The sequence below is a fragment of the Bradyrhizobium sp. th-b2 genome, from assembly GCF_000426785.1.
Lineage (GTDB): Bacteria > Pseudomonadota > Alphaproteobacteria > Rhizobiales > Xanthobacteraceae > Bradyrhizobium > Bradyrhizobium septentrionale.
Window position 1 is genome coordinate 1 of record NZ_AUGA01000106.1, and the last position, 12,024, is coordinate 12,024.

Sequence of the window (12,024 nt, forward strand, 5' to 3'; positions counted from 1 at the left end):
GTCCTGGCCGCTCGCGTTCTCGCATGCGCCGGAGCCGATCGTCATCGAATTCGACGCCGGTTACGAGGATCTCGAGGATCTGCCGGCCGTCGTCAAAACCTGCATCATGCTGCAGATCCGGCATCTCTACAGCATCGGCGAGACAAATCCCGCGCTGGTGCGCGATCTCGTCATCGGCGTCAGCGACAAGGCCTGGCAATTGTCACCGGACGTCAAGACGCTGATCCCTGATGCGGTTTCGCTGCTCATGCTGTCGGAGGTCTGGTGATGGCCGACCGCATCCTCAAGGCGCCGCGCAGCGCGCGGACGCTGCTGTTCTGGCAGGCCAAGGCGCCGGAGGAGGTCGTCGAGCGCGGTTTCGAATGGTCCGACGTCCTGCTCTCGCCGGCCGAGCGCGCGCGCCTGGCCGCTGGCGAGACTTTGACGCCGGCGCACGGAATCAAGGCCTCGAGCTACGTGTTGCCGCAGGGCATCGTCGCCAGCGGCTCGAGCAATACGGCGACCCTAGCCCTTGTGACGCTGACCGGTGGCGAGCTCGGCAAGGTCTACAGCGTCACAAACCGGATCGAAACCGCGAGCGGGCAGCAGCTCGAGCGCGTCGTCAGGCTGCGCATTCGCGCGAAGGGCTGAATAGGCAGCAGTTGCTATTTCCCAGCAAAAGCCTGCCACCTTTTTATGTAACCTAACATGTCGAAGACAGTCTGGCCGCTCGCCGCTCGTAAGGCATCTTCCACTTTGAAATGAACTAACGCCTCCTTCAAGAGCGCCGGTTCGTCTGAAGCTTCCTGGTCACCGCCGTCGTAGGCCACATCTTTTATGTCTGCATAGATGGGATCGCCTTCGACGCCTTTCACGACCTGAGCATAAGCATCAGTCCAGTTTGAATTTGTTCGACTAGCCTTTCCTTCGAGAACGGCAGTCGCTGCTGGCGTTAGCGCTGGATACTCAAGAAAGTTGAAGTTCTTATCTACGGTCAGTGCAGCCACGGCGCCCGCGATATATGCGTCCGCTTCCATATATTTGTGTTTGGTCTTAAGGTTTCTCCAGTCCTGGATCGCGTGAGTGACTTCATGCACGATCGACATCGCCTTAATAAATGTCAGCCCCTTATAAATAACCAAGCGATTGATCTGACTCTTGTAATTGCCAACTCGGCCGAACAGCTCTGCAGCGTCTACCTCATAGACCCGGATTTTTCCTTGATGTGCGAGCCATTTGATCGCGGCGTAGAGGTCGGGCGTGTATGTTAGTTGTGTTTCAGGACTTGTGAAGTTGATCTTGCCGACATTCGCCATTCCGAGAGCGGCGTCCATTTCCTTCAAGTCGTCGCGGCTGATCAATGGCCTTGCAGACCCCGCGAAAAACCAATCCAGCTCGTAGGCCTTAGTTAGGTAACCTCTGAGAAAGAAGTGGGCATCGTCGGTCAGCTTGGTCAAAAACAGCATTGCCATGGCCTGGGCCTGCTTTGCCGTGACGATGTGGGTTTTCAGAACCGGCATGACGATCGTGTCGAGTGCATCCGGTCCAATTCGAGTGCTGAGTTTCCCGCCCGTAGCTCGTTTCCAACGATCCGCCACGTCGGGGTCGAAGCTTTTAAGCATTTCGTAAAATTCTTGATCGGTTGGCACGGCTCGTCTCCCTGGTTGAAGACGCAAGTTTCGCGCGAGCGGAGGTGCCTCGTCGCATAGGTCGCATCAGAGCGGGTGAGGGTTCGATCTTCTTTTTGGTCAGCTCGCCTGACTGATCCGGATCATGAAGCGCCGATTGTCACCTGTTCTCGGACCGAAACACGCAACCCTAAAATTGAACCGATGGACCACGTTACGGCGCTGGTCGCGATCGCGCATCTGAAACTGCGGCTCGAGCTGCTCGAGCGGCATCCGGAGATCCTGGAGGGAATCGACATGATCGACATCAAACGGCCGATCGAGCTCGCCGGCATGCGCTCGCGCCTGGCGCGGGCAAAGAAGCTCGAGACGGATATCGGCGTCACGGGCCAGCGTTATGATCGCGTCCTCGACAAGATCGACGAGCAGCATAAGGCGCTGCAGGGGCACGCCGGCGAGCTCGAATACAACTCGGCGCAGCTCGAGCAGCTGCTTGGCTCCATGATCGCGGGGGACAATGGCGGCCCAAACGATGGCGAGGCCGGCTCGAGCGGCTCCGAGGTCGGCCAGGTAATCACCAGCAAGGTTGACGGCCAGTGACGCCGGACGAGTCTCTCGACCAGCATATCCGCGCGCTCGAGGAGAACGGCGAGACCGTCCTGGTTCGACGTTACGCCGGCGTCGGGCCGTCGCGCGCCGTCGCGAAAGAGGCTGCCGTCCTGGCGAAGGTGACCGGCTATGAAGCGCATGAGATCGTCGGCGAGATCCGCCAGGGCGATCAAAAAGTGATCCTGTTGAATGATCCCTCCGCGGCGGTGCCGGCCGGCAAGGTCGCCTTGTCGACCATGCTGCCCCTGACAGATCGCGATTTTCTGGTGATCGCCGGTGCCGAGGTCAGCATCAAGGGCGTCGACGACGCGACCAGGCGCGTCCAGGGCCAGATCATCGCTTTCGAGATTCAGGTCCGCGGCTGATGGGCAAGGTATTCGACGAGGCCGATTACCAGCGCAGGCTCGATGCGGCGCGCAATGGGATCTCGACCAGTGAGGAGCTCCGTTTCGTCATCACGGGCGACCTGGCCGGCCTCAACGCGCGCAAGGCGTTCCAGGAGGCGAAAGAGCGCGCGCTGCAGAAGGCGCGGGCCAAAATGCTGCAGCGGATCGACCAGGAGATGACCGATCGCGACCGCGACGGCGTTTTGCCGACAGAGGTCGAGGAGATCGTCACAGGCCCGCATGATGAGCTCGTCTCGGTCGATGGCTGATGCGCATCGTTTTCCGCTACCTGGCGATGCAGGACATCGTCGATTTCGCGATCGAGATGCTGCGTCAACGATCGCCGGTCGGATCTGTCGACGATCCGCATCCCGGTCTCTACCGGGATAGCCACACGGTTTTTTTAAATGGTCATGTCGTCAGCGACGTGTCGGCTTTCCGGCGCGGCGACCAGATCAATATCTCCAACCCGGTCCCTTACTCGCGCAAGATCGAGATCGGCCGGATGAAAATGAAGGTCGAGCCGAAGGTCTATCAGGAAACCGCGCTGCTCGTCGCGGCGCGGTTCGGCAATCGCGCCGCAGTGAAATTTACGTTCATGCCGGTCCGGTTCGGCGACGTCGCGGCCTATGCCGCATTCTCGCAGCAGATCAAGGCCGGCCGACGCCGCATGTCGGACAAGGCGCGCCAGGACTGGCTCGTCCGGCAGCCGGCCCTCGAGATCCGGGCACGCTAGAGGTTCTTCCCATGGCTGATTATGCCGGCGCCGTCGCAGCGATGCGCGCGCGCTATGTAGACGGGTTCACGGCGGCGCCGAGCTCGTTCCAGAATGAAGATCCGCCGCAGACGCCCTGGCCGCCGCAGAGCTCGCCCTGGTGCTATTTCGAGGTCGTCGAGACCTTGCGGCGCAAGCGCGGCGTCGGCACGCCTGGCAATCAAACCTGGCTCGTTACGGGCAACATCTTCGTGCATGTGTTCGTGCCGAAGGGCTACGGGTTCGCCGCGCATCTCGCGCTCGCCGGCCAGGCTGGCGACCTGTTCAAAGACGCGACGTTCTACAACGCCGAGCCTGGCGCCTGCGTGCGCTGCTGGGGCGAGAACGGCGAGGGGCCGACCGTCCAGGGCGGCGACAGCGCCTCCGACGACGGCAACTGGTTCGGCCTGGTTGTCGTGATTCCTTTCCAGTTCTTTTTCATCGGCTGATCCAAACAGGAGACTGATCGCATGGTCTATCAAAGCAATTCCGCCGGCCGCATCGCCTACAAGGCGCAGGCTGGCCTCGGCCAGATCGCCGCGGGCGGCGCCGGCGCCACTGTGCTGCCGATCTCCGGCGGTCCAGGTGCCAAGCTGTCGAAAGCTGCGACGGAATCGCAGACGATCCGCAACGACGGCATGTCGATCCGCGGCCGGCACGGCACGCAGAAAACCTCGTCGAGCTACAACGCCGAAATGTGGCTCGGCTCGCATGACGCGATCCTCGAGGCGATCATGCGCGGTACCTGGGATGCGACGCCGCTGAGCAAGACGCAGGCCGATTTCACGTCATTGACGACGGTCGCTGACGGCATCGTTTTCGCCAGCGGCTCGCCGATCGATATGGGCTTTAAGGTCGGCGATATCATCCGCGCGACCAATCTGCCGGACGCCGGCAACAATGCCCGCAATCTGCGGATCTCGGCGCTGTCCTCGACCAAGATCACGGTGCCGGAGACGCTGGTCGTCAATGCAGCGCCGGATACGAATTGCACGATCACGCGGCCAGGCAAGCGCCTGGTCAACCCGGCCGCGCTGGTCCGGCGCTATTTCGGGATCGAGGAATTCGAGAGCGACATCGGCAAGTCGACGGTCCTCGACGATTTCGTCTGGGGCACGGGCAAGTTTTCGATGGCGCCGAACGGAATCATCACGTTCGATCCCGGCGGCATCGGGACCGGCAAGATCCGGCCGTTGAATGCCGGCGTCCCGTATTTCACTGATCCGCAAGGCGCCAACGGCACGCCGTTCGCCGTCGTCGACGCAACCATCCGCCTCGGCGGCGTCGACCTGGTCGAGCTGACGTCGTTCGATCTGTCGCTCGATATCCAGCCGAGCGCGCCGGATGCGTTCGGCTCTGGCAACATCAAGTATGCGCCGGACGTGTTCACTGGCCCGCTGCGGGTGTCGCTCAACCTGACCATGCTGCGCAAGGATCTGCAGCTGTTGACCGATTTCGTCGCGGAAACGCAGTATTCCCTCAACATCCTGGCCGTCGACAACATGGCCGAGCCAAAAGATTTCATGTCGATCACGGTGCCGAATTTCACGCTCGGCGGCGTCGATCCCTCGGCGCTCTCCAAGCAAGGCGGAGGTCGCACGCAGACGATCACGGTCCCGCCGGCGCTGGTCGGCATCGATACCTCGGCGACCGGCAATAACAGCATGATCTCGTTCCAGACTACCGCAGCGTAGCGTTTGAGTGATCGGCGCCGACCATAGGCCGATGGAATGTTCTCGCGAGAACCGGCCGCAGGGTTGTCGGACCCTGCGGCCAACCTTTCCGACAAAAGGCAACCCGACATGACTGAATCAACTGCAATCCTCGATCTCTCCGCACATTTGCCCGTCGACACGTTCCAGCTGCAGATCCGCAGGCCTGGCACGGATACGCCGATCGGCTGGGTGATCGAGCTCGCCGGTCCGGCGCATCCGCAGACGATCGCGCTCAACAATGAATCAACCCGCGACGCGATCGAAAAGGAGAAGGCGATCGAGTTCGCGCAGGTCAACGGCCGCAAATGGAAAACCGAGGATGAGACGGTCGCCGATCGGCGCCGGCAGAACGTAACAAAGGTTTGCCGCCGGATCGTCGGCTGGTCGCCGAATCCAACGTTCACGACGGTTTCGCCAGATCCCATCCCGTTCACGCTCGAGAGCGCAGTCAATCTGTTCCTGCGGCCGGAGCTCGGCAGTTTCTTCGTTCAGGTCACTGACTACCTGACGAGCGAGCGGGCTTTTACGAGGCCCTCAAGTCAGACTTGAGGGCATACGCCGAGCGCAGCTTTCTGCTCTCCTCGAGGGCCGGCGACGCCGGCGAGAGCTATCGCCAGGTGATCGAGGGCCTCCTGCTAAGGACGCGCGATCCAAAGCGCAGGGCCGAGCGGGAAGCAATCCTCAAGGTCCCGCCGATGCCGGCGGGGCTGCTTTATCTCTGGCGCATCTATGACCGGATGCGCCGGCGCAAGGGCGGCAACGGTTTCGCGCTGTCGCCGCTGGAATGGCAGGACATCGACGCTTTCCTGCGTCGGACACAAACCGGCCTGGCTCCATGGGAGCTCGAGATCATCGAAATGTTGGATGATCTCTATCTGGTCGATTACTCAAAACTGCAGGTGGATTGATGGCCGACCAGGTCGTGACCGAGCTCGTTATCGACGCGAATACGCAAGGCGCGGCCGATTACGAGCGGGCAATGGACAGTGCCGTCGGCGCCGCGCAACGCGGCACGGATGCGGCGACGGATTTTAACGTCGGCCTAATCGCGCTCGGCGCCGGCGCCGTCGCGGCGGCGGCGACGGTCAACAAGGCGCTGGATTATGTCGTCAGCTTTAACAAGTCGCTCGCCGACATGGGCGCGCTGGCCGATCGCGTCGGCCTGTCGCTCAAGGATCTGCAGGGCGTCCAGTTCGGTGGCCAGATCGCAGGGCTGACCGAAAGCCAGGTCAACGCCGGGCTAGAGAAGTCCGCGCAGCTGCTCAATGACGCGCAGCGCAATGCTAATTCGCTGTCGAAAGAGTTCGATGCGAACGGCGTCAGCCTGCGCAACGCAAACGGGCAGCTGATTAGCCAAAACCAGCTGCTGCAGATCGCGGCCGACCTGGTCAGCCGCGCACGCAATCCGCAGGACGCGACCGCGATCGCGCAAATGCTCGGCTTTACCAAGGAATGGGTGCCGCTGCTGCAACAGGGCGCCGGCGCGATGGCGGATCTCGGCAACCAGGCGCAGGCCGCCGGCGTCGTCATCGACGACGAGACGGTCAAGCGCGCGGCCGATTTCGATGCGGAGTGGCGCAAAAGCTCGGTGCAATGGTCGCTCTACATGAAAGAGGCTGCCGCAGGCCTGCTGCCAGTCATGGATGACCTGATCGAGCGGGCCGCCAAGTTCTTCAAGTCGCTCGACCGTGACTCGATCGAGAAGGCCGCAAGCGAGCAGCTCAGCGCCTTGTCCAACAGTGTCGGCGGTCCTAACGCAGATCAAACGGTCGGGCTTAGGATCGATATCACGCCAGAGGCAAAACAGGCGGTCGACGAGCTCTCGAATGCCGGCTCGCTGTGGGACGGCTGGGTTAAGCTGCTCGGCATCGTTTCCGCCAACCAGCCGTTAGCCAACATCAGGACGCTCTCGCCTGATGAGATCAAGTGGTACGCCGGGACCGGCGCCTCGATCTCCGACACAAGCAACGCGCAGAGCGATTGGGCCTGGCAGAACCAGGCTGCATCGCTCAAGTCGATGCAGGCAGGCCTGAACGGCCTGCAGTTCGGTTCGCGGTCTAACGTCGCATCGAAGGACACGGCGGATGATCCGGTCGATCGCGCGATCAATACGCTGCGTCGTCATACCGAGACGCAGGAGGCCGATACCAGGGCAGTCGGCCTCGGCGATGCCGCGCTCGCTGCCTTCCGTGCGACGGCCGCCGAGACCTCGGCAGTGCAGGCCAACGGCGGTAAGGAAACCGCCGACCAGGCGGCGCGGTTCGCAGATCTGCGCGATCGCGCCGCGGAGGCGGCTGACGCCCTGGCGCGGGCCAAGGTGAGCTCGCAGATCGATTTCAGCAGCAAGACGGCGTTCCTATCCTCCGATGACGTCGCGATCGCGACGCAGCTCAAGGGGATCTATGGCAATGACGTTCCGGCGGCGCTGGACAGCACGTATGCCGCTGCGATCCGGACCAACAATGCCTTCAAGGGGATTTCGGGGGCGATCGAGAGCGACCTGGTCAACGGCCTGGCCGATATCACGACGGGCGCAAAGTCGGCCGGGCAGGGCTTTGCCGATATGTCGAACCAGATCATCCGCGCGATCGAGCAGATGATTATCAAGATCACGATCGTCGAGCCGCTGATGCGGTCGCTGCAATCGGCAGCCGGCGGGCTCGGCGGGTTTTCGATCGGCGGAGCGTCCGCCGGCAGCGCATCGTCGACCGGCTTTACTGGCGGCCTCGGCGGCCTCTACCACACGGGCGGCATCATCGGCTCGGAGCCGACGTCGATGCGTTACATTCATTCGGCGTATTTCGACGACGCGAAGCGTTTCCATAGCGGCGGCATCGCCGGCAACGAGGTTCCGATCATCGCACAGCGCGGCGAGGGCGTCTTTACGCCAGGCCAGATGGCTGCGCTCGGAGCTGCCGCCGGCGCCGGCGGCGGCCGTTCGCCGCAGGTCACCATCAACAATTACACGGATGCGACGCCGAGCGTCGAGCAGGCGCCGAACGGCGACATCACGGTGACGTTGCGCAAGATGGTCGACGGCGCGGTCGGCGACTCGTTGTCGACCGGCACTGGCCGGCGCGTGCTCGGCGACCAGTACGGCGTCAAACCGTTCACGGGGCAATAAGCGATGGCAGTGCCGGCATTTCCGATCGCAAACGCCGTCATCCTCAAGGATGGTTTCGGCCTGCAGCGCATGCGCGATCCGATCGCGACCGATATGGAACAAGGCAACATGCGCCAGCGCGCGCGGCCTGGCGACAATGTCGGCACGGTGACGCAAACGGTTCGCTTCTATGCCGCTGACTACGACACTTTTGCCGAGTGGGTTAAGACGACGCTGAACCTCGGAACGGCGCGTTTCACCATTGATGTTTGGCTCGGAACGTCGCTGGCGAACAAGGTCTGCCAGTTCGTCAAGCCAGGCACAACGCTCGTCGCCAGCTGGCCTAATCCGGGCCAGGTCGACGTCCGCATGACGCTCCGGGTTTACGACGTCTAGCCATGCCGACGCACAATGAAGCGCTGCTCGAGGCCTATGCCTCATGTCCGCCTAGCGCGCGGATCTATTACACGCTCGAGCTCTGGCAGTCGTCATTCGATCAGCCGGCGCGGGTTGTCGCCAATGTCGGCGATGATATGGCCTTTGGGCTCGAGGCTGGTGCGCCGCGCAACGCCGGCGAGACCGCGACATTCATCGCTTGCCCTTTTGAGGCCGGCTATCCGGAGCAAAAGGAAGGCCAGCCGCCGTCGACGACGATCAAGATCGACAACGTCAACCGCGAGCTGGTGCCAAAGATCCGCGCGGCGCAGGGGACGCGGGAATATATCCAGGTGCTCTATCGCGAGTATCTCGGCAGCGACCTGACCGAGCCGGCCTATGGGCCGATCGAATTCGAGCTGCGCAGTGTGCAGATGGTCGGGGCGTCGTTGACCGGAACGGTCATGGTGAAAAACCTGCAGAACAAGCGGTTTCCGCGCATCACCAAGAATTATGATTACGTGCAGTTTCCATCCTTACTGGCTTAAGGTGCCGACGTCCGCTTTAGCTTCACAAAGCGACCTTGCACAAGGTATCGTCGAATGTCAGCCTTGGGCCACTTCCGGACTCATGCATCTAAAACAGGGACTCACTCGATCGGCAGGCCTTGGTGGCTATCGAACGGTCCCAGTCAGTAATTGCACCCTTTGGAGCGGTTCAACGCAACCGGGGAAGCGGCTTTCCACCCTAAGCTCCCCTGCCATCCTGTTTGCCGATCACGCAGCGCCATGCCGCAAGGCGTTCGGCCGGGTGCTCCTTCATCCACGCAGCGAGTTGCGGCGCACCCATCAGGCAGGACTGCATCGAGACGTCGGCGAAGTCTGAGGTGGTAACGGTCTGCTCGTGGCAATTTGCCGGAGAGGAGAGATTGCAGAGCACGGCGATGATCTTGATTACGGCTGGAGAGCCCCATCGCTGCGATGAGCATTTGCCCGGATGATCTTGATGGCCTTGGCCACCGTGCGCGGATTCAGGCCTAGCGCGCGGATCACTTCCTTCTTCTTGCAGCCGAGGTTGCATTCGAGGTAGCCGCGCACACGCTCGACGTTGAATGCCTCCAGCTCCTTGGAGCCGGGGCGCAGGTTCAGCGCTTCAATGGTACAGAATTCGGGGGACATGTTTGAAGCTGCCCACCCGGTCATGCACGCCATTCGACGTTCAGCGCTAGCAGCCGATCGGGCGAATGCTTTGGCCGCATCAACATGCGAAGTAGCTTTCTCAGCTCGCCGCTCGTAGTCGTCGGCAAGGGCCTTGAGCTGACCGGCACTCGCTGAGTCGGTCATGGTTTGGGCTGCGCGGAGCAAAGTCCATGCTGTCTCTAAATATGCCTTGCCTCGTTGTGAGACCTCGACCATCACAAAGTCCTCGCGCGGTGCTCTAGCAGCTGGTTGAAGGTGATCCGGAGCCAACCCACCCAATTGCGGTCACTTTCCCTGCGAGCTCTGAAGCGATCGGCGCACTTCTTGGAACAAAGAGGTGTTCGCCACGAGTAGTGCCGGACGAGACCGAACTTGCCATCACAAACTGCGCATCGTGCGGCACTGCCAGATTTAATGCTTTCGGAGCAGTTGAGCATTGTAGTCTCCTCTTGGCCTTATCGCAGCTGTTCGTCCATCATCCTTTTTCACTGTCGCACTTGATGAGCCTGTGCGCCCTTCCAAACGCATGCAGCCTAAGACGATCACGATCAACAGCTCAACTGAACGTAGGTAATCGTCCGGCATCTAGAGGGGTGAACGGAACGATACGAAGGTTTAGGGCGCCCCCGTTTCCGCAATGGTCCAAAAGCCGCCCATGGCGGTCAAGCTGACCGACGTCCGCTCTTTCTCAATGAGCTGACCTACGTCGAGTTATCCGCCCAGTCGTTTGGAAGGAAACGGGCTCTTGTCTATTGATCGTTCGTCATTCCTGTCGCCGCTGATCGGCGAGCCATGGGCCTGGCAGTCCCGCAACTGCTGGGATTTCGCCTGCCATGTGCAGCGCGAGCTGTTCGGCCGCGAGCTGCCACAAATCGCGGTGCCGGCGGATTTCAGGAGGCGTTGGGTGCTCGAGGAGTTCGCCGGCCATCCGGAGCGCGCGCGCTGGCGCCCGGTGCCGGACGGTCCCGCCGGCCTGGTGATGGCCGCTGACGGCGCGCTGGTGCTGATGGCCCATGCGCGATTTCCCGCCCATATCGGCGTCTGGCTGCGCCAGGAGGGCCGGGTGATCCATTGCGATAGCCAGGCCGGCGTCGCCTGCGAAACCGTCCTGGCGCTGCGCCAGGTCGGTTGGAAAAACCTTATGTTCTTCGAGCCGGTGACATGCACGGATCTGTGAAGCGATTGCCCAAGCCGCCGGCGAGCTCGCCGGAGCGTCCGCGAGCTCGTCGCGAGCGCCGCAGCGACGCCGCGCGTCAGCCGGTGCTGCATCTGGTTATGCCTGGCCTCGAGGTCGGTCGCGCCGAGCCGCGGCCGAGGGAGACCGTCGCGGCCTTCCTGCGGCGTACAGGCTGGGCAACGCGCGATCGGGCTTTCGGCTGGCAGTTCAAGAAAGGCCTGCCGACCGTGCTCGAGATCAACGGCGAAGCCGTGCTGCGCAGGGATTGGCGGTCGCGCCGCATCGGGCCGGCCGATGCGGTTCGCTTCATGTCCTATCCGCTCGGCGGCGGCCAGGGCGGCAATACGGCCAAACAGATCATCGGCCTGGTCGCGTTGGTCGCGGTCTCGGCCTTCGCCATTTGGGCCGGCCCTGCGCTGTTTGGCGCCGGTACGTTTGGCGCGCTCGCGACGACCGCGGGGATCGGCATCGGCGGCTCGCTGCTCGTCAACGCCCTGGTGGCGCCAAAGGCCGGCGCGACCAATACGCCGAGCGCAACGCAGGACCAGATTTACTCGGTCGCAGCGCAGGGCAACGTCGCCAAGCTCGGCCAGCCTTTGCCGGTCTGGTATGGGCGCGTCAAGGACTATCCGGATTTCGCCGCGACGCCCTGGGGCGAGTTCGTTGCCAACGATCAATACCTCAACGTCCTGCTGTCGCCGACGATGGGCAGCATGCAGTATGAGGCCGTCTATATCGACGATACCGTTTTCTGGGACGCGACCAACGGGATCGCGGCAGCGTTCTCGGATGCGCAGATCGCATTTTATGAGCCTGGCAGTGCGGTCGCGCTGTTTCCGACCAACGTCGACCAGTCGGCCGAGGTCAGCGGCCAGCAGCTGCCATCGGGGACCGGAACATCAGGCGGACAATATGACGCCAACGGCCTACCGTTCGGCGCCTCGGCGAGAACGCCTGGCGCCTGGATTGGACCGTTCGCGGCAAACCCGGCCGGAACGCTGGCGCAATCGCTTGCTGTCGATTTCGTCTTTGCGGCCGGCTGCTACACGGTCAACGGCCAGGATGGCTCTATCGGTTATTCTAACGTCGGCCTGACCGC

17 protein-coding genes and 1 pseudogene are annotated in these 12,024 nt (G+C 62.3%); 15 read left to right on the top strand and 3 right to left on the bottom strand.

Features of this window, described 5'->3' with window-relative positions:
- Window positions 1-268: hypothetical protein (locus K359_RS63760; protein ID WP_035978222.1), on the top strand; the 268-nt coding region annotated here is incomplete at its 5' end.
- Window positions 268-630: a hypothetical protein gene (locus tag K359_RS0143730; RefSeq protein ID WP_029084758.1), complete on the top strand. Its 363-nt coding sequence runs from the start codon at window positions 268-270 to the stop codon at window positions 628-630. The genes K359_RS63760 and K359_RS0143730, both read left to right, overlap by 1 nt.
- Window positions 631-644: 14 nt before the next feature.
- On the opposite strand, the gene K359_RS0143735 is transcribed toward K359_RS0143730, so the two are convergent.
- Window positions 645-1,628 carry a hypothetical protein gene (locus K359_RS0143735; RefSeq protein WP_156929029.1) on the bottom strand — a complete coding sequence of 328 codons (984 nt, stop codon included), beginning with the start codon at window positions 1,626-1,628 and terminating at the stop codon, window positions 645-647.
- A 183-nt stretch (window positions 1,629-1,811) separates the two neighbouring features.
- On the opposite strand from K359_RS0143735, the gene K359_RS0143740 reads away from it, so the two are divergent.
- The 11 genes from K359_RS0143740 (at window position 1,812) to K359_RS0143790 (ending at window position 9,097) form a co-directional block, all read left to right on the top strand.
- Complete coding sequence (locus K359_RS0143740; RefSeq protein WP_029084760.1) at window positions 1,812-2,207, top strand: hypothetical protein; 396 nt, start codon at window positions 1,812-1,814, stop codon at window positions 2,205-2,207.
- Window positions 2,204-2,581: a hypothetical protein gene (locus K359_RS0143745; RefSeq protein ID WP_029084761.1), complete on the top strand. Its 378-nt coding sequence runs from the start codon at window positions 2,204-2,206 to the stop codon at window positions 2,579-2,581. The genes K359_RS0143740 and K359_RS0143745 overlap by 4 nt, the downstream gene beginning before the upstream one ends.
- Entirely contained in the window at window positions 2,581-2,871 is a 291-nt protein-coding gene (locus K359_RS0143750; protein ID WP_029084762.1) for a hypothetical protein, read from the top strand. Before K359_RS0143745 ends, K359_RS0143750 begins: the two co-directional genes overlap by 1 nt.
- The gene (locus K359_RS0143755) at window positions 2,871-3,338 is read left to right on the top strand and encodes a hypothetical protein (RefSeq protein ID WP_029084763.1); all 468 of its coding nucleotides are present in this window, start codon (window positions 2,871-2,873) and stop codon (window positions 3,336-3,338) included. Before K359_RS0143750 ends, K359_RS0143755 begins: the two co-directional genes overlap by 1 nt.
- A gap of 11 nt (window positions 3,339-3,349) precedes the next feature.
- Window positions 3,350-3,805: a hypothetical protein gene (locus K359_RS0143760; RefSeq protein WP_029084764.1), complete on the top strand. Its 456-nt coding sequence runs from the start codon at window positions 3,350-3,352 to the stop codon at window positions 3,803-3,805.
- A 21-nt stretch (window positions 3,806-3,826) separates the two neighbouring features.
- Complete coding sequence (locus K359_RS0143765) at window positions 3,827-5,050, top strand: phage tail tube protein (protein ID WP_029084765.1); 1,224 nt, start codon at window positions 3,827-3,829, stop codon at window positions 5,048-5,050.
- A 108-nt stretch (window positions 5,051-5,158) separates the two neighbouring features.
- Window positions 5,159-5,620, top strand: a complete 462-nt coding sequence (locus K359_RS57915; protein ID WP_156929030.1) for a hypothetical protein — start codon at window positions 5,159-5,161, stop codon at window positions 5,618-5,620.
- A complete protein-coding gene (locus K359_RS0143775) occupies window positions 5,617-5,979 on the top strand; it encodes a hypothetical protein (protein ID WP_051346767.1) in 363 nt (120 codons plus the stop codon). Before K359_RS57915 ends, K359_RS0143775 begins: the two co-directional genes overlap by 4 nt.
- On the top strand, window positions 5,979-8,195 hold the full coding sequence (locus K359_RS57920; RefSeq protein WP_029084767.1) for a hypothetical protein: 2,217 nt from the start codon (window positions 5,979-5,981) through the stop codon (window positions 8,193-8,195). The genes K359_RS0143775 and K359_RS57920 overlap by 1 nt, the downstream gene beginning before the upstream one ends.
- A gap of 3 nt (window positions 8,196-8,198) precedes the next feature.
- Window positions 8,199-8,570, top strand: coding sequence for a hypothetical protein (locus K359_RS0143785; protein ID WP_029084768.1), 372 nt, complete (start codon window positions 8,199-8,201; stop codon window positions 8,568-8,570).
- Between the two features lie 2 nt (window positions 8,571-8,572).
- Window positions 8,573-9,097 (top strand): DUF1833 family protein, encoded by a 525-nt coding sequence (locus tag K359_RS0143790; RefSeq protein ID WP_029084769.1) that lies wholly within the window; start codon window positions 8,573-8,575, stop codon window positions 9,095-9,097.
- Between the two features lie 199 nt (window positions 9,098-9,296).
- Here the strand turns inward: K359_RS0143790 and K359_RS66515 are convergent, their stop codons facing one another.
- Window positions 9,297-9,503, bottom strand: a complete 207-nt coding sequence (locus K359_RS66515; protein WP_084518769.1) for a hypothetical protein — start codon at window positions 9,501-9,503, stop codon at window positions 9,297-9,299.
- Complete coding sequence (locus tag K359_RS63765) at window positions 9,503-9,892, bottom strand: hypothetical protein (protein ID WP_175619271.1); 390 nt, start codon at window positions 9,890-9,892, stop codon at window positions 9,503-9,505. The genes K359_RS66515 and K359_RS63765 overlap by 1 nt, the downstream gene beginning before the upstream one ends.
- A 601-nt stretch (window positions 9,893-10,493) precedes the next feature.
- On the opposite strand from K359_RS63765, the gene K359_RS0143800 reads away from it, so the two are divergent.
- Window positions 10,494-10,925: a hypothetical protein gene (locus tag K359_RS0143800; RefSeq protein WP_029084771.1), complete on the top strand. Its 432-nt coding sequence runs from the start codon at window positions 10,494-10,496 to the stop codon at window positions 10,923-10,925.
- Window positions 10,910-12,024, top strand: a pseudogene (locus K359_RS0143805) (hypothetical protein); the annotation flags it as partial. The gene K359_RS0143800 and the pseudogene K359_RS0143805, both read left to right, overlap by 16 nt.

Excerpts from the sequence above, each read along its gene's own strand:
- K359_RS0143730 (WP_029084758.1), top strand. The coding sequence starts at position 268 with ATGGCCGACCGCATCCTCAAGGCGCCGCGCAGCGCGCGGACGCTGCTG.
- K359_RS0143740 (WP_029084760.1), top strand. The coding sequence starts at position 1,812 with ATGGACCACGTTACGGCGCTGGTCGCGATCGCGCATCTGAAACTGCGG.
- K359_RS0143750 (WP_029084762.1), top strand. The coding sequence starts at position 2,581 with ATGGGCAAGGTATTCGACGAGGCCGATTACCAGCGCAGGCTCGATGCG.
- K359_RS0143755 (WP_029084763.1), top strand. The coding sequence starts at position 2,871 with ATGCGCATCGTTTTCCGCTACCTGGCGATGCAGGACATCGTCGATTTC.
- K359_RS0143760 (WP_029084764.1), top strand. The coding sequence starts at position 3,350 with ATGGCTGATTATGCCGGCGCCGTCGCAGCGATGCGCGCGCGCTATGTA.
- K359_RS0143765 (WP_029084765.1), top strand. The coding sequence starts at position 3,827 with ATGGTCTATCAAAGCAATTCCGCCGGCCGCATCGCCTACAAGGCGCAG.
- K359_RS57915 (WP_156929030.1), top strand. The coding sequence starts at position 5,159 with ATGACTGAATCAACTGCAATCCTCGATCTCTCCGCACATTTGCCCGTC.
- K359_RS57920 (WP_029084767.1), top strand. The coding sequence starts at position 5,979 with ATGGCCGACCAGGTCGTGACCGAGCTCGTTATCGACGCGAATACGCAA.
- K359_RS0143785 (WP_029084768.1), top strand. The coding sequence starts at position 8,199 with ATGGCAGTGCCGGCATTTCCGATCGCAAACGCCGTCATCCTCAAGGAT.
- K359_RS0143790 (WP_029084769.1), top strand. The coding sequence starts at position 8,573 with ATGCCGACGCACAATGAAGCGCTGCTCGAGGCCTATGCCTCATGTCCG.
- K359_RS63765 (WP_175619271.1), bottom strand. The coding sequence starts at position 9,892 with ATGACCGACTCAGCGAGTGCCGGTCAGCTCAAGGCCCTTGCCGACGAC.